The organism is Geodermatophilus sp. CPCC 205506, from assembly GCF_051383635.1.
Classification (GTDB): domain Bacteria; phylum Actinomycetota; class Actinomycetes; order Mycobacteriales; family Geodermatophilaceae; genus Geodermatophilus.
The window spans coordinates 35,362-51,073 of sequence record NZ_JALPKP010000003.1 but is presented as its reverse complement, the minus strand read 5'-3'; the positions used below and the strand labels follow the sequence as shown (position 1 = coordinate 51,073).

Below are 15,712 nucleotides of genomic sequence, written 5' to 3'. Positions count from 1 at the left end.
CGGTATCGAGCCCAGGCGGTCCGACGTCGCGCCGCTCCAGCGGCACCGCGCCCATCGCGTGAGCCCCGCCCGTCGTGCTGCCCGGGTGTCCGGAGGGGAGGATCCACGGTCGTGACGTCTCGACGGGTGGCGACGCTGCACGTCTGGGGTGTGCCGGGCCGCGCGGTGCCGGCCGCGCTGGTCCGGATGGCCGCGGACCGGCGGGCGCTGCGCCGCACCCCCGGGCTGCGGTTCGCCAAGCTGCTCGGCACCGGCAGCGGCCGCACCTTCACCGTGCGGGACGCCGACCCCCGCCGCTGGGCGCTCCTCGCGGTCTGGGACGACGCCCCCGCGGCGGACGCCTTCGAGGGCGGCGACGTGCTGCGCCGGTGGCGGAGGATCGCCGACGAGCAGTGGGCCGCCCGGCTGCGCCCGTTGGCCGCCCGCGGCCGCTGGTCGAGGGAGGAGCCGTTCGGGCGGCCCTGGCCGCAGCGCTGGGACGGGCCGGTCGCCGCGGTGACCCGCGCCCGGCTGGTCCCGCGCAAGGCGCTGGCGTTCTGGCGCGCCGTCCCGCCGGTCTCGGCCGACCTGCACGCCAGCCCCGGCCTGCGGTTCGCCCTCGGCATCGGCGAGGCGCCGATCGGCCTGCAGGGCACCTTCAGCGTCTGGGACTCCGCCGCGGCGCTGAACTCCTTCGCCTACGACCGCGCGCCGCACGCGGCGGTGGTCACCCGCACGGCGCAGGAGGGCTGGTACGCCGAGGAGCTGTTCGCCCGGCTGGCGCTGCTCTCGGCCGCGGGCACCGTCGGCGGGCGCGATCCTCTGGGCTGACTACAGCCGGCAGGTCAGGTGGATCTCCTCGCGGTCGTCCCCTGGCGCGACCCGGATCGCGCCGGGCATGCGGCCGAACTCCCGGTAGCCGAAGCCGGCGTAGAAGCGCTCGATGCCGGTGCCGCCGCGCACGGTCAGGTGGAGGAACTCCATGCCGCGGGCACGCGCGATGTCGTGCACGCCGGACATCAGCACCGTGCCCAGGCCCTGCCCCTGCCGGCTGGGGTGCACCTGCACCCGGAAGACGCTGGCCCAGTGCGTGCGCAGGGGGGACAGGGACAGCGACAGGACGGCGAACCCGGCCACCTCGTCGTCCACGCGGAGCAGGACCAGCACGTCGCGCCCCTGGTTCACCCGCTCGACCATCGCGTCGAGCACCGGCACGACGTCGTCCGCCGTCACCGGGGCGACGAACCCGACCGCTCCCCCGGCGTTGCTGACGTCGATCCAGCAGGCCAGCAGCTCCGACCGGAGCTCCTCGTCGACGGTGACGATCGGCGAGACGTCGGTGCGCATGCCGCCGATTCTCCGGGTGCCGCCGCGGGCCCCCGACGCGGGCGGTCCGTCGCGCCTTCCGGGCGGTTCCCGGCGTCCGGTACCGTCCGCCTGCGGCGTGCCCCACGCCGGACCCTCTGACCGGTTGCCCACGCCTCCGGCCGTGCGAGGGCAGAGGGGATCGGTGTCCTCGGGGAACGCGACCTGCAGCAGTCGAGCCCTCTCCGCTGCGGCCGGGTCCGGCGACGCGTGGGGTCGGTCGGACCTCTGCCGCCGAGGAGCTCACGATGACCCGCCAGAAGCACCTGAAGGCCGCCGTCCGCGCCCGCATGGCCCGCACCGGCGAGCACTACACGACCGCGCACCGCAACCTCACCGCGGCCGCCGGCGAGGACCGGCCCGACCTGCCCGCCGGCTACCCGGCCGTGGGCGGCGGCCGGCACCACGACAGCGCGCTGCTCGCGCACGTCCTGGCGGCGGCGGGCGTCACTGCGGACACCGACGGCGAACCGCTGGAGGAGGCCGTCGTCGCCGGTCTCGCCGGCGGGATCGGCTTCATGTACTTCACGTTCGCCTACGCCGGCTGGCTGCCGACGATGACGATCGTGCCGCGCACCCACCCGCGGCCGTTCGTCCGCGGTGCCCTGGAGCGCGCCGGCGTCGGGCACCGCGTGGTCGAGACGACCAGCGCCGCCAAGGCGGCCCGGGAGCTCGACGCCGCGCTGGCCGCCGGCCGCACTCCGGTGTGCACGCTCGACCGGGGCAGCGTCCCCTACCAGGCCTGGGCCGACGACCTCGAGGGCGCCACCCCCTACGACGTGGCCGTCCTCGGGCGCCGGGACGGCACGGTGCTGCTCGACGACGACTGCCTGGAGCCGAACGCGGTCGCCGAGGACGTGTTCGCCGCCGCCCGCGCCGCGCACCGGCAGAGCCGGCAGCGCATGGTCGTGGTGGAGCCGGCCGCAGCCCCCGTCGCGCTGGCTCCGGCGATCCGGGCCGCCCTCGCCGGAACGGCCCACGACCTCACCGAGGACGTCATGCCGAACAACTTCGCCGGCAACTTCGGCCTGCGCGGCCTGGCGAAGTGGGCCGGCGCGGTGGCCGACCGGCGCACGAAGACCGGCTGGGCCCGGCTGTTCGACAGCGGTCCGGCGTTCGCGACGGCGATGCGCCGGTTGCACGACTGCCTGACGACCGACCACTCCTCGCCGGGTGCGGTGCGGCCGCTCTACGCCGACTGCCTCGACGCGGCCGCCGGCGTCCTGGACGCTCCGGCCGCCGCCGAGTGCGCCGTCCTCTACCGCCGCGCCGGCGACCTGTGGACGCGGATCGCCGACGCGGCGGTGGACGGTCCCATGGCGCCCTACCGGGAGCTGGCCGAGCGCCGGGTGGAGTTGCTGCTCGACCGCGGCAGCGCGGCAACCGCCGAGCTGCAGGAGCTGGCGCGGCAGGCAGCCGCGTTCGCCACCGCGTACGACGTGTCCGAGGCCGACCGGCTGGACCGCCTGGACCGCATCGGGGAGCTGGCCGCGGACGTGCTCGACGTCGAGCGGGAGGCCTGCGCCGCCCTGCGGCAGGTGGCCGGGGCGTAGCGGCGGGCGACGTCGTACCCGCCGAGGGTGACGAAACGCTCCTGATCCGAGATGCCGTCGTGCAGCAACCCGCGCCGGGGCCCAGCATCACGGTGTCCCGGCGCGGGGACGACGGCGCACACTCTCAGGAGGGTCCGATGACCCACAGGCCTGCAGTGCTGATGGCGACGACGGTCCTGGTCGGGCTCGTCCCGGCCACCGCGAGCGCCCAGGAGGAAGAGGGCGGGTCGCCGTCCCCCGGCGCTCCCGGGATCGGTGACCCCTACTTCCCGCTCGACGGCAACGGCGGGTACGACGTCGAGCACTACGACCTCGACCTGCGCTACGACCCGGGGACCGACGTCCTCTCCGGGACGACGACCATCGAGGCGGAGGCCACCCAGTCGCTGTCGGCCTTCAACCTCGACTTCGTCGGCCTGGACATCTCGGAGCTCACGGTCGACGGGCGGCCGGCCACCTACACCCGGGCCGAGGGCGAGCTCACCATCACCCCCGAGCGCCCGCTCCGCGAGGAGCACGCCTTCGAGGTCGTCGTCACGTACTCCGGCGTCCCGGCCACCATCCAGGCCCCCCTGATCGGGCCGTCGGGCTTCATCCACACCGACGACGGCGCCCTGGTCATCGGTGAGCCCGACGTCGCGGCGACGTGGTTCCCGGCCAACGACCACCCGCTCGACGCCGCCACGGTGGACGTCGCGATCGCCGTGCCCGAGGGGCTGGAGGGCATCTCCAACGGCGCGCTCGAGGACGCCGCGACGGAGGACGGGTGGACGACCTGGGCCTGGGAGGCCGAGGAGCCGATGGCCCCCTACCTGACGACGCTGGCCGTGGGCGAGTTTGAGGTCAGCGAGTACGAGGCCGACGGCATCCGGTTCTGGGACGCCATCGACCTCGACACCACCGCCGTCCCGTTCCTGCCGCCACCCGAGGACCCAGCGGCTCCTCCGCCGCCGGCGCCGGAGCCGGTGTCGGTCGTCGACCAGGTCCGGGCGGCGTTGGCGCGGCAGCCCGAGATCATCGGGTTCCTGTCCGGGGTGTTCGGCCCGTACCCCTTCAGCACCTCCGGGGGCATCGTCGACGCCGTCCCGGAGCTGCGCTTCGCCCTGGAGAACCAGACCCGGCCGGTCTACGCCCCGGGCTTCTTCGCCGACCCGGTGCTCGCCGACACGGTCGTCGTGCACGAGCTCGCCCACCAGTGGTACGGCGACTCGGTCCGCCTGGCCGCCTGGCAGCACATCTGGCTCAACGAGGGCTTCGCGACCTACGCGGAGTGGCTGTGGCTGGAGCAGGAGGGTGTGGCCACCGCCCAGGAGCAGTTCGACGCCATCTACACGGGTGCGCCGCCGGAGTTCTGGCAGGTCGCCATCGGCGACCCAGGGCCCGATGGGATCTTCGACATCGCCGTGTACTTCCGCGGTGCGATGGCCCTGCACACGCTGCGGCAGGTCGTCGGCGACACCGCCTTCTTCCAGATCCTGGAGGAGTGGGCCACCTCCCGCGCCGGTGAGGCGGTCACCACGGACGAGTTCACCGCCCTGGCCGAGGAGCTCGCCGGACGCGACCTGGACGACCTCTTCCAGGCGTGGCTGTTCACCCCCGAGCGGCCGGCGCTCGGCTGACGACTCCGCGGTGGGTGCCGCCGGCGGTCAGGCCGTCGGCACCCGCCGGAGCGCCCGCAGCGCGAGGGTCATGACCCGCGCGTAGCGGTCCAGCGGCATCCCGGGCAGCGGCCCGAGCGGCAGGCCGCGCTGCACGGCGACCGTCTGCGCCTCGGTGTAGGCGAGGGTGCCCTCGCGGCCGTGCCGGCGCCCCAGGCCGGAGTCCCCCATGCCGCCCATGGGGGCGTCGTGCGACGCCCACGCGGCGGCGTAGCCCTCGTTGACGTTCACCGTCCCCGCGCGCAGGGCGGCGGCGACCGCCGCACCCCGCCGCGGTGTCGACCACACGCTGGCGTTGAGGCCGTACGAGCTCTCGTTGGCCCGCGCGACCGCCTCGGCGGCGTCCCGCACCCGGGTCACGCCGGCCACCGGTCCGAAGGTCTCCTCGCGGGCGAGCAGCATGTCGCCGGTGACGCCCTCGACCAGGGTCGGCTCGTGGAACAGCGGGCCGAGGTCGGGGCGCGCCCGGCCCCCGGCCAGCACCCGGGCGCCGCGCGCGACGGCGTCCTCCACGTGCCGGGTCACGACGTCGAACTGCTGCCGGTTGGCCAGCGACCCCATCTCGACGTCCCAGCCGAACCCGGGGCCGAGCCGGATCCGCCGGACCCGGTCGGCCAGCGCGGGGACGAACCGGTCGTGGACGGCGTCCTCCACGTAGATCCGCTCGACGTGCATGCACAGCTGGCCGGCGTTCGAGAAGCAGCCGCGCACCGCGCCCTCGACCGCGCGGCCGAGGTCGGCGTCGGCCAGCACGAGCATCGGGTTCTTCCCGCCCAGCTCCGCGGAGCACCCGATCAGCCGGCGGGCGCACCGCTCGGCGACGGTGCGCCCGGTGGCGGTCGAGCCGGTGAACGTGAGGTGGTCGACACCGTCGATCAGCGGCGGGCCCAGGACCGTGCCGCGCCCGGTGACCACCGGGAACAGCTCGCGGGGCAGGCCGGCCTCGTACAGCAGCTCCACCACGGCCAGTGCCGAGAACGGCGTCTGGGCGTCCGGCTTCAGCACCACGCCGTTGCCCGCGACGAGGGCGGGGAGGGCGTCGGAGACCGCCAGGGTCATCGGGGTGTCCCAGGGGCTGATCACCCCGACCAGCCCCTTCGGGCGGTGGTGCACGACCGGGCGGGTGAGCCCGGGCACGGCCCCGCGCCGGCGGCTCGGCCGCAGGTGCGCGGCCGCGGCCCGGGCGGTGTACCGCGCGGTCATCGCGACGTCGGCGACCTCCTCGAAGGCGCTGATGCGGGCCTTCCCGGTCTCGACCTGGAGCACGTCCATCAGCCGCTCGCGGTGCCGCACGACCAGGTCGCCGAAGCGCAGCACGACGCGGCGGCGCTCCGCGAGCGGGCGCCCGGCCCAGTCCCGCTGCGCCGCCCGCGCACGGTGCTGCGCGGTCCGCACGTCCTCGGCGGTGCACGTCGGCACCTCACCGACCGGGGACCCGTCGAACGGGCAGGCGGAGGTCTGCCGGGGCCGGCCCGGAGCGGCGGTGACCAGCGCCGCGAGCCGTGGCGCGGTCTCCGCGCCCAGCCGTGCGGCGGCCGGTGCCCGGTCGGTGGCGTCGGCGGTCATGGCGGCTCCCCTCGCTCGCGCGGCGTGCGGGTCAGCCGCTGGGGCCGAAGCGCTCGACGCGGATGTGGGGGGCCGGCACCCCCATGCCGACCAGCAGCTGGCTGGCCGCCTCGGCGAAGGACGCCGATCCGCACACGTAGGCGGTCTGGCCCGGCTCCCACAGCGGCACGAGGTCGGCGTCGGTGAGCCGTCCGGCGGGCCGGATGCCGTGCGCCTCCCGCGTGGTCACGACCAGGGCTCCGGAGGCGAGCAGCTCGTCGGCGTAGGGCAGCCCGCTGAGGGTGCGCGTGGAGACGGCGGTCCGCAGCAGCCCGGTGCGCCCGAGCTCCCGCGCCGACCGCAGCATGGCGACGAACGGCACCACCCCGGTGCCGCCGCCGACCAACAGCGCCGGGCTCTCGCCGTCCCACACGAACCAGCCGCCGATCGGCCCGCGGACCTCCAGCTCGTCACCGGGCTCGACGACGTCGGCCAGGTACGTGGAGACCTCGCCGTCCTCCAGCCGCTCGACGAAGAGCTCGACGAGGGGGTCCCCCGGCGCCGAGGCCACCGAGTAGGACCGCTGGGCGGTGTAGCCGTCGGGCGCGGTCAACCGGACGACGTAGTGCTGGCCGGCCATGTGCCCGATGCGGTCGGCGACGTCGAGCCGCAGCCGGACCGACCGCGGGAGGGGGTGGTCGACCGCCACCACCGTCGCGGTCCGCCAGCCCCCGCTGGGCGCGCCGGGCAGCCCGGCCCCGAGGCGCTCAGTCACCCTGGTAGCGCTGCTCGCGCCAGGGGTCACCGCGGTCGTGGTAGCCGTTCTGCTCCCAGAAGCCGGGCTGGTCCCGCTGCACCAGGGTCAGCCGGGTGACCCACTTGGCGCTCTTCCAGAAGTAGAGGTGCGGGACGAGCAGCCGCACCGGCCCGCCGTGCTCGATCGGCAGCGGCCCGCCGTCGTACTCCCACACGACCCACGCCTTCCCGCCGGTGACGTCCTCGAGCGGCAGGTTGGTCGTGTACCCGGTCTTCGACGTCGCGATGACGAAGTGCGCCTCGGGCGTGGGCCGGGCCGCCTCGAGCAGCGTGTCGACGCTGACGCCGGCGAACCAGGTGTCGAACTTCGACCACGTCGTGACGCAGTGGATGGCCCCGCGGTACTCCGACCCGGGCAGCCGGTGGGCCTCGTCCCAGGTCCACGTCGTCGGCGTCGCGACCCGCCCGTCGACGGTGATGCTCCACGTCTCCGGGGCGATCCGCGGCGTCGGCTCGGCGGTGAGGACCGGCCAGTCCCGGCCGGCGTCGTACTGCCCCGGCGGGAGCCGGGGATCGCGGTCACGTCGGCGGCTCAGGAAGCCGCGGGTGGGTCCGGGCACGGACTCCTCCTCGCCCTCCGGGGTGGGCCGCGACCTCCCAGGAGGAGGCGCTGCCCGGTGCGCCGCAGCGGCGGCCGAGCGCACCCTAGCGGCTCCCAGCGGTTAGGGCAGCCTTACGAGAGCTGTGTCACCACGCGTTAACTTGGCCGTCAAGACGGCAACGACCTAGCGTTGGCGCCGTGGTGACGGGAACGCAGTCGGGCCAGCGCAGGACGCCCAAGGCCGCCAAGACCAGTTCGGTCTTCAAGAAGGCGGTGATGGCGGTCAGCGGCATCATCCTGGTGCTCTACCTGATCGCCCACATGATCGGGAACCTCAAGGCCTTCGCCGGCCGCGAGTCCTTCAACCACTACTCCGAGTGGATCCGGACCATCGGAGAGCCCGCCGTCCCGGCGCAGACCACGCTGTGGATCATCCGCGTGGTGCTGCTGGTCGCGGTGATCGCGCACATCGTGTCGGCCGTGCTGCTCTGGCGCCAGGCCAAGCGGGCCCGCCCCGAGGGCTACGTCACGAAGAAGGCGGTGGCGCAGAGCTACGCGTCGCGCACCATGCGCTGGGGCGGCGTGATCGTCCTGGCGTTCATCATCTACCACATCCTCGACCTCACCCTGGGTGTGGCGAACCCCGACGGCACCGGCAGCACGCCGTACGACCGCCTGGTCGCCGGGTTCAACAACCCGATCGTCGTCATCGCGTACGCGATCTCGCTCATCCTGCTCGGCATGCACCTGCGCCACGGCATCTGGAGCGCCACGCAGACGCTGGGGCAGAGCAACAAGCGCCGGGAGCGCACCGTCAGCCTCTTCGCCCTGGGCTTCTCGGTGGTCCTGATCGGCGGCTTCCTGCTCGTGCCCTTCTCCGTCCTCTCTGGGCTCATCGACTAAGGAGCTCCGCGATGCCCCTCGATCTGTTCACCGTCGGCGACCCGATCGCCGACACCAAGGCGCCGATGGACGTGCCGATCGGCGAGCGGTGGAGCACCCGCCGCTTCCGTGGCCGCCTGGTCAACCCGGCCAACCGCCGGAAGATGACGGTCATCGTCGTCGGCACCGGCCTGGCCGGCGGCGCTGCTGCCGCGACGCTCGGCGAGGCCGGCTACAAGGTCAAGTCGTTCTGGTACCAGGACAGCCCGCGCCGGGCGCACAGCGTCGCCGCCCAGGGCGGGATCAACGCCGCGAAGAACTACCGCAACGACGGCGACAGCGTGCACCGGCTGTTCTACGACACGGTCAAGGGCGGCGACTTCCGCTCCCGCGAGAACAACGTGCACCGGCTCGCCGAGGTCAGCGTCAACATCATCGACCAGTGCGTGGCCCAGGGCGTCCCGTTCGCCCGCGAGTACGGCGGCCTGCTGGACAACCGCTCCTTCGGTGGCGCGCAGGTGTCGCGCACCTTCTACGCCCGCGGCCAGACCGGCCAGCAGCTGCTCTACGGCGCCTACCAGGCCCTGGAGCGGCAGATGGCGGCCGGCAGCGTGGAGCAGTACGCCCGGCACGAGATGCTCGACCTGATCGTCGTCGACGGCCGGGCCCGGGGCATCGTCGCCCGCAACCTGGTCAACGGCGAGGTCAGCACGCACATGGCCGACGCCGTCGTCCTGGCCACCGGCGGGTACGGCAACGTCTTCTACCTGTCCACCAACGCCAAGGGCTCCAACGCCACGGCGATCTGGCGGGCCCACAAGAAGGGCGCGTACTTCGCCAACCCCTGCTACACGCAGATCCACCCGACGTGCATCCCGGTGAAGGGCGACTACCAGTCCAAGCTCACGCTGATGAGCGAGTCGCTGCGCAACGACGGCCGCGTGTGGGTGCCCAAGGAGCGCGGTGACAGCCGCAACCCTCGCGACATCCCCGAGGGCGAGCGCGACTACTACCTCGAGCGCATCTACCCCGCGTTCGGCAACCTCGTGCCGCGCGACATCGCCTCCCGCCAGGCGAAGAACGTCTGCGACGAGGGCCGCGGTGTCGGGCCCGGCGGCCTCGGCGTGTACCTGGACTTCTCCGACGCCATGCAGCGGCTCGGCCGCCCGGCGATCGAGGCCAAGTACGGGAACCTGTTCGACATGTACGCCCAGATCACGGGCGAGGACCCCTACGAGACGCCCATGCGGATCTACCCCGCGGTGCACTACACGATGGGCGGCCTGTGGGTCGACTACGACCTGCAGTCGACGATCCCCGGCATGTTCGTCATCGGCGAGGCGAACTTCTCCGACCACGGCGCCAACCGGCTCGGCGCCAGCGCCCTCATGCAGGGCCTGGCCGACGGCTACTTCGTCCTGCCGGCGACGATCACCGACTACCTCGCCGACGCCCCGTTCGAGCGGATCGACGACAGCCACCCGGCGGCGGCCGAGGCGCTGCGCGGCGTGCAGGAGCAGGTCCGCCGGTTGCTCGACATCAACGGCAACCGCACGCCGGCGTCCTTCCACCGCGAGCTCGGCAAGCTGATGTGGGACCTCTGCGGGATGGAGCGCTCCGAGGAGAGCCTGCGCAAGGCGCTGGACCGCATCCCGGAGATCCGCCAGGAGTTCTGGACCAACGTCAAGGTCTCCGGCGACTGGACGTCGATGAACCCGACGCTGGAGCACGCCGGCCGGGTGGCCGACTTCATCGAGCTCGCCGAGCTCATGTGCGTCGACGCGCTGCACCGCAACGAGAGCTGCGGCGGGCACTTCCGCGCGGAGAGCCAGACCCCCGAGGGCGAGGCGCTGCGCGACGACGAGAACTTCGCCTACGTCGCCGCCTGGGAGTGGACGCCCGAGGGCGCTCCCCCGGTGCTGCACCGCGAAGACCTCGAGTACGAGTACGTCCACCTCGCCCAGCGGAGCTACAAGTGACAGTCACGGAAGAGGGCGCCATCCGCACCGTCGGCGGGGGTGCGCCCGGCGAGAAGCGGGGCATGACCCTGACCCTGCGGGTCTGGCGGCAGAAGGGCCCGACGGTCAAGGGCAAGATGGTGACCTACAAGGTCGCCGACATCTCGCCGGACATGTCGTTCCTGGAGATGCTCGACGTCCTCAACGAACAGCTGATCCTCGCCGGCGACGAGCCGGTGGTCTTCGACCACGACTGCCGCGAGGGCATCTGCGGCAGCTGCGGCCTGATGATCAACGGGACTGCGCACGGCCGGGGCATCTCCAACGGGCCCACGACCACGTGCCAGCTGCACATGCGCAAGTTCCGGGACGGCGACGTCATCGACATCGAGCCGTGGCGTGCCTCGGCCTTCCCGGTGATCAAGGACCTCTCGGTCGACCGCAGCGCCTTCGACCGGATCATCCAGTCCGGCGGCTACATCAGCGCCCCGACCGGCACCGCGCCGGAGGCCCACTCGATCCTGGTCCCGAAGAACGACTCCGACGCGGCGTTCGACGCGGCGACCTGCATCGGCTGCGGCGCGTGCGTGGCCGCCTGCCCGAACGCGTCGTCGATGCTGTTCACCTCGGCGAAGGTCACCCACCTCGGCCTGATGCCGCAGGGCCAGCCCGAGCGCAACGACCGCGTGGTCAACATGGTCGCCCAGCAGGACCGTGAGGGCTTCGGCGGCTGCACGAACATCGGCGAGTGCTCGGCGGCCTGCCCGAAGGGCATCTCCATGGAGACCATCTCCCGGCTCAACCACGACCTGCTCGGCGCCCTCCGCGCCGGCGCCCGGCCGAAGAGCTGACGAAGGGGTCCTCCTGCCCCGCGCAGGAGGGCCGGCCGCGGGCGGGGATCCCCATCGGGGTCCCCGCCCGCGGCGTCTCCGGCGGACCCCGGAGAGGCCGAGGTGGCCACTTCGGCCCCTCGAGGGCCCCCGGGTGGACGCTGCTGAGTTCGGTGTGCGAACCTAGCCGGGTGACGACCGAGCAGACCGACGTCCCGACCGCGCCGGCCGAGTGGGGCGAGCCCCGCTCCCGCACCGTGACCTGGTACGACCCGATGATCGCCGCCGCCGGCGGGCTGGAGCGCTCCGGGCTGGAGACGCTGCAGGCGCTGCGTGACGGCGTCCTCCCGCCCCCGCCGATCGTGCCGCTGATGCAGATGGACCTGATCGCGGTCGAGGAGGGCAGGGTGGAGTTCAGCTGCGCGGTCGACGAGTCGGTCTACAACCCGATCGGTGTCGTCCACGGCGGGCTGGTCTGCACGCTGCTCGACACCGTGGCCGGCTGCGCGGTGCACTCCACGCTCCCCCGCGGGCTGGCGTACACCTCGATCGAGCTCAAGGTGAGCTACCTGCGGGCGGTGCACGCCGGCAGCGGGCCGCTCACCGCGATCGGCACGGTGGTGAAGCCGGGCCGGCGGGTCGCCTTCGCCGAGGGCGAGGTGCGCGACGCCGCGGGCACGACCGTGGCGACGGCGTCCAGCTCCCTGCTGGTGTTCCCGATCCCGGGCTGAGCTCACCCCACGAGGTCGGCGGCGGTCTCCCGGTCGGCCATCCACTCCGTCAGCCGGTCGGCCGGCAGCGGGCGGCTCAGGTGGTAGCCCTGGACGACGTCGCAGCCGAGGGCGGCCAGCGCGTCGACGGTCCCCTGGTCCTCCGCCCCCTCGGCGACCAGCGTCAGGTCGAGCGCGTGGGCCAGCTGCAGGGTGGAGGTGACGATCGCGGCCGACCGGGGGCTGCCGGTGAGCGCGCCGACGAACGTCCGGTCCAGCTTGAGCTCGGTCACCGGGAGCGCCGCCAGGTAGGCCAGGCTCGAGTAGCCGGTGCCGTAGTCGTCGATGGCGACGCCGATGCCCGAGGCGCGCAGCCGGGCCAGCACGCGGACGGCGCGCTCGCGGTCCTCCATGAGCAGGCTCTCGGTCACCTCGAGGGTCAGCGCCGGCGCCGGCACCCCGTGGTGTGCCAGCAGCTCGGCCACCTCGTCGGGGAAGCGCTCGTCGACCAGGTCGGACGGGCTGACGTTCACCGCCACCGTCAGCTCCCGGCCCGCGTCGGCCCACGCCCTGCGCTGGGCCAGGGCCAGGTCGACGACCGCCCTCGTCAGGGCCGACATGAGCCCGGCGGACTCGGCGAGCTCGATGAAGGCGTCCGGGCACAGCAGCCCGCGGGTGGGGTGCTGCCAGCGGACCAGCGCCTCGACCCCCTCGACGCGGCCGGTGGCCAGCGTCAGCTTGGGCTGGTGGTGCAGCACCAGCTGTCCGCCGCCGATGGCCGCGCGCAGCTGCTCGACCGCCTCGATCCGGTGCCGGCCCGAGCCGTCCCGCGCCTCGTCGTACACGGCGGCGCCCCGGCGGCCGGCCTTGGCGCAGTACATGGCCAGGTCGGCCATCTGCAGCAGCTCCTCGGCCGACCGGGAGTGCTGCGGCCCGAGCGCGATGCCGATGCTGGCGTCGACGCTCAGCGCCATCCCGGAGAGCCGGAACGGCCGCTGCAGGGCCGCGCACAGCCGCTCGGCGAGGGCGAGCGCGGCGGTCTCGTCCAGACCGGCGGTGAGGACGACGAACTCGTCGCCGCCGAGGCGGGCCAGCAGGTCCCCGTCGCGCAGCTGCGCCACCAGCCGCGGAGCCACCTGCCGGAGCAGCGCGTCCCCGACGTCGTGCCCCAGCGAGTCGTTGATCTCCTTGAACCGGTCGAGGTCGATGACCAGCACCGCGGTCGAGCCACCGCGCGCCAGCTCGACGTCGGCGGCCGCGAGCGCCTCGAACACGTGCCGCCGGTTGGGCAGTCCGGTGAGGTCGTCGGTGCGCGCCTGCCGGCGACTGTCGGCCAGCGCCCGGACGTCGCGGAAGGTCAGGGCGGTGCGGGCCAGCGCGGCCAGCACGGCGACGAGGGCGAGGAAGCCGGCCAGCGGGTCGTCGTCGTCGTCGAGGTAGCCGGCGAACAGCAGCAGCAGCGCGGTCAGCGCGCAGACCACCGGGACGGCGAGCGCGCCGAGGCCCTCCAGCCGGCTGGTCCCGCCGGCGCGGGGACGCTGGCAGGCGGCCAGGCCGAAGCAGGCGAAGGCCAGGCCCCAGCCGACGTCCAGGACGCCGCCCGGGACGAAGGTCTCGTGGACGACCTGGAAGGCGTACACGGTGTCGGTGACGACGAACAGCACCATCCCCCCGGCCACCCACCACCACACCCCGCCGGCGCCACGGCCGATGACGGTGAGCGCGCCGCCGATGAGCACCAGCAGGAGCAGGTCGGCCACCGGGTAGGCGGCCGCGGTGACGACCGCGCCGGCGGGGCCGTCGGCCGCGCGCAGCAGCGCGCCGAGGGCGAGCGCGGAGCCGACGGCGGCCGCGGTGAGCCCGCTCACCACGCCGTCGAGCCACATGCTCGAGGTGAGCCGGCGGATCCGCGCGCGCAGCAGGAGGAACAGCCCCGCGTAGGCCAGCGGGTAGAGGCCCATCCAACCGAGGTCGGCCCACGACGGGCGCGGCACCGCCGCCCGGTCGGCGTAGAGCACCTCGTGCAGGAGGGAACCGGCCAGATAGGAGGCGACCGCGCCGGCGAAGCACAGCCAGGCGGCGCGATCGGCGGTCCGGACCACCGCGCGGCTGGCCAGCAGCACGGCCACGCCCGCGAGGAACAGCAGCTTGCCGCTGCCGGCCAGCACGGCCAGCGGACCGGTGGCGCCGAGCGCCAGGGCCACCACCGAGGCGACGTAGGTGATCCCGAGAAGGGCAGCGGCGATCCGCACCCACCGCAGCGACCGGTCGGTCATCTGCCGGGTGCGGGCCCGCCGTCGGGCGCGGTGCTCCTCGACCACGTCCAAGGCATCGGCCGCCCCGCGGCGGCCCTCAACCCCAGCCGTCGCCCGGACCGGCCGGCTCCCCCCGGAAGGGGCACGTGGCGGGTCGTCAGTGCCCCGGGGCGCGGACCCGCCGTCCCTGGGCGTGCGGCCGGGCACGCCCCCACGCGGCCGCTGCGGCCAGGGGCAGGACGACGGCCACCACGGCGAGCCCGAACGGAGCGAGCCCGCGCACCGAGACCGCTCCGGAGCTGAGCGACGCCGCCCCCGTGGCCGCGGCGGCCACCGCGACCCAGGCGACGACCAGCCCCGCCGTCGCCGACCGCTCGCGGGTCGAGCCGCCGGTCATGAGGAGACCGGCCGCCGCGGCGGTGGCGGCGGCGAGGAGCAGCAGGAGAGCGCCGGAGACGTCCACGTCCCCACGATCGGCCGCCGCGGGGGCTCCCTCGAGCGACGTCACCCATCCTCGGCGGACTGTTCACCCGGTTCCCCCCTGACGGGTGAGTGCCGGTCGTCCCGGGTTCCAGCCGGGCGGCCCCCGTGTCGGCGCCGCTGCGACAGGACGGCCGGCTGGTGCAGGTGGCCGCCGGCGTCGCCGCAGCCCCGACGCGGGCGTAGCCCCCTCGACCGCGGCACCCCGGCCGCGGGAGCCTGGGGGCAGCCGCGCGAGGGAGGTCGCCGTGACCCACCGGGACGAGCCCGACGACTGGGACGGGCCGACGCCGCAGGTGCGCGTCGGGGACCGCTCACTGCGGTTGCCGCTGCGCTACTCCGACTCCTCCTGCTTCGCGGCGGTGCACCCGGCGTCCTACGACGCCGTCGCGGCCGCGCTGCCGGCGAGCGACCTGCGGCCGGCCCGCTGGACCGACGGCCGCGCCCTGGTCTCGGTGGCCGCCTTCCGCTACCGCGCGGTGACGACCGCCGACAGCCCCGCCGGCCTGCTGGCCCCGTACGGGGAGGTGTCGGTCGGCGTCGTGGTCACCCGTGGGCCGGCGCCACGGCTGCTGCCGGTGCTGCGGCGCCGGTTGTCGATGTTCGTGCTGCACCTCCCGGTGACGACACGGGAGGCGCGGGACGCCGGGGCCGCCCTGTGGGGCTTTCCCAAGTTCGTCGCGGACATGGACTTCGCCGAGGAGCGGCCGGTCCGCCGGGTCACCCTCGCCGAGGGCGGGACGACGGTGCTCGAGCTGGCCGTGCGCGGCCGCGGGCCGGTGGTGACCGACCGCCGTCCGGCGGCGATGTACACGACGCTGGGCGGGCAGCTGCTGGAGACGGTCGTGCCGATGGCCGGGCGGCTGCGGGTGGCGTTCGGGGCCGACGCCGGCGAGCTGCGGCTGGGCGACCACCCGGTGGCCGACTCCCTGCGCGGGCTGGGGATCGCGCCGCGGCCGCTGGCGGTCTTCGACTACCTGGACCACCGCAGTGTGCTCCCGGCGGGGCGCCCGGTGGGGCCGGCCCCGGCGTACAGCGGCCACCGGGGGGCGGACCGGGAGGCGGGCCGGTTCACCGTCCGCTACCCGCACACCCCGCCGCTGGACCTGTCGGCGCCGGTGCCGGTCGCGACCTGAGCCG

At 74.5% G+C, this 15,712-nt stretch carries 14 protein-coding genes; 8 read left to right on the top strand and 6 right to left on the bottom strand.

Going from position 1 to position 15,712, the window contains the following annotated elements; genetic code table 11:
• The first annotated feature begins 111 nt into the window (after positions 1-111).
• Complete coding sequence (locus tag MY520_RS02560) at positions 112-810, top strand: monooxygenase (protein ID WP_436689771.1); 699 nt, start codon at positions 112-114, stop codon at positions 808-810.
• On the opposite strand, the gene MY520_RS02555 is transcribed toward MY520_RS02560, so the two are convergent.
• Positions 811-1,326: an N-acetyltransferase family protein gene (locus MY520_RS02555; protein WP_436689769.1), complete on the bottom strand. Its 516-nt coding sequence runs from the start codon at positions 1,324-1,326 to the stop codon at positions 811-813.
• Positions 1,327-1,592: 266 nt separating this feature from the next.
• Between MY520_RS02555 and MY520_RS02550 the strand changes: the two genes are divergently transcribed.
• Entirely contained in the window at positions 1,593-2,897 is a 1,305-nt protein-coding gene (locus tag MY520_RS02550; RefSeq protein ID WP_436689768.1) for a BtrH N-terminal domain-containing protein, read from the top strand.
• A gap of 137 nt (positions 2,898-3,034) precedes the next feature.
• Positions 3,035-4,516, top strand: a complete 1,482-nt coding sequence (locus MY520_RS02545; RefSeq protein WP_436689766.1) for a M1 family metallopeptidase — start codon at positions 3,035-3,037, stop codon at positions 4,514-4,516.
• 27 nt (positions 4,517-4,543) lie between these two features.
• Here MY520_RS02545 and MY520_RS02540 read toward each other — a convergent pair whose 3' ends face one another.
• The 3 genes from MY520_RS02540 to MY520_RS02530 are packed head-to-tail and all read right to left on the bottom strand — an operon-like array spanning position 4,544 to position 7,476.
• Entirely contained in the window at positions 4,544-6,121 is a 1,578-nt protein-coding gene (locus MY520_RS02540; protein ID WP_436689764.1) for a succinic semialdehyde dehydrogenase, read from the bottom strand.
• Between the two features lie 31 nt (positions 6,122-6,152).
• Positions 6,153-6,875 carry an FAD-binding oxidoreductase gene (locus MY520_RS02535; protein ID WP_436689762.1) on the bottom strand — a complete coding sequence of 241 codons (723 nt, stop codon included), beginning with the start codon at positions 6,873-6,875 and terminating at the stop codon, positions 6,153-6,155.
• Positions 6,868-7,476, bottom strand: coding sequence for a molybdopterin-dependent oxidoreductase (locus MY520_RS02530; protein ID WP_436689760.1), 609 nt, complete (start codon positions 7,474-7,476; stop codon positions 6,868-6,870). The genes MY520_RS02535 and MY520_RS02530 overlap by 8 nt, the downstream gene beginning before the upstream one ends.
• 179 nt (positions 7,477-7,655) lie before the next feature.
• Between MY520_RS02530 and MY520_RS02525 the strand changes: the two genes are divergently transcribed.
• The 4 genes from MY520_RS02525 (at position 7,656) to MY520_RS02510 (ending at position 11,858) form a co-directional block, all read left to right on the top strand.
• Complete coding sequence (locus tag MY520_RS02525; RefSeq protein ID WP_436689759.1) at positions 7,656-8,360, top strand: succinate dehydrogenase cytochrome b subunit; 705 nt, start codon at positions 7,656-7,658, stop codon at positions 8,358-8,360.
• A gap of 11 nt (positions 8,361-8,371) precedes the next feature.
• On the top strand, positions 8,372-10,318 hold the full coding sequence (locus MY520_RS02520; protein ID WP_436689757.1) for a fumarate reductase/succinate dehydrogenase flavoprotein subunit: 1,947 nt from the start codon (positions 8,372-8,374) through the stop codon (positions 10,316-10,318).
• Complete coding sequence (locus MY520_RS02515) at positions 10,315-11,148, top strand: succinate dehydrogenase/fumarate reductase iron-sulfur subunit (protein WP_436689755.1); 834 nt, start codon at positions 10,315-10,317, stop codon at positions 11,146-11,148. The genes MY520_RS02520 and MY520_RS02515 overlap by 4 nt, the downstream gene beginning before the upstream one ends.
• A gap of 170 nt (positions 11,149-11,318) precedes the next feature.
• Positions 11,319-11,858, top strand: coding sequence for a PaaI family thioesterase (locus tag MY520_RS02510; protein ID WP_436689753.1), 540 nt, complete (start codon positions 11,319-11,321; stop codon positions 11,856-11,858).
• 2 nt (positions 11,859-11,860) lie between these two features.
• Here MY520_RS02510 and MY520_RS02505 read toward each other — a convergent pair whose 3' ends face one another.
• Together MY520_RS02505 and MY520_RS02500 are read right to left on the bottom strand one after the other, a co-directional pair.
• Positions 11,861-14,158 carry a putative bifunctional diguanylate cyclase/phosphodiesterase gene (locus MY520_RS02505; protein ID WP_436689751.1) on the bottom strand — a complete coding sequence of 766 codons (2,298 nt, stop codon included), beginning with the start codon at positions 14,156-14,158 and terminating at the stop codon, positions 11,861-11,863.
• A 91-nt stretch (positions 14,159-14,249) separates the two neighbouring features.
• Positions 14,250-14,600: a hypothetical protein gene (locus MY520_RS02500; protein ID WP_436689750.1), complete on the bottom strand. Its 351-nt coding sequence runs from the start codon at positions 14,598-14,600 to the stop codon at positions 14,250-14,252.
• Positions 14,601-14,820: 220 nt separating this feature from the next.
• On the opposite strand from MY520_RS02500, the gene MY520_RS02495 reads away from it, so the two are divergent.
• The gene (locus MY520_RS02495) at positions 14,821-15,708 is read left to right on the top strand and encodes an acetoacetate decarboxylase family protein (RefSeq protein ID WP_436689748.1); all 888 of its coding nucleotides are present in this window, start codon (positions 14,821-14,823) and stop codon (positions 15,706-15,708) included.
• The last annotated feature ends 4 nt before the right edge of the window (positions 15,709-15,712 follow it).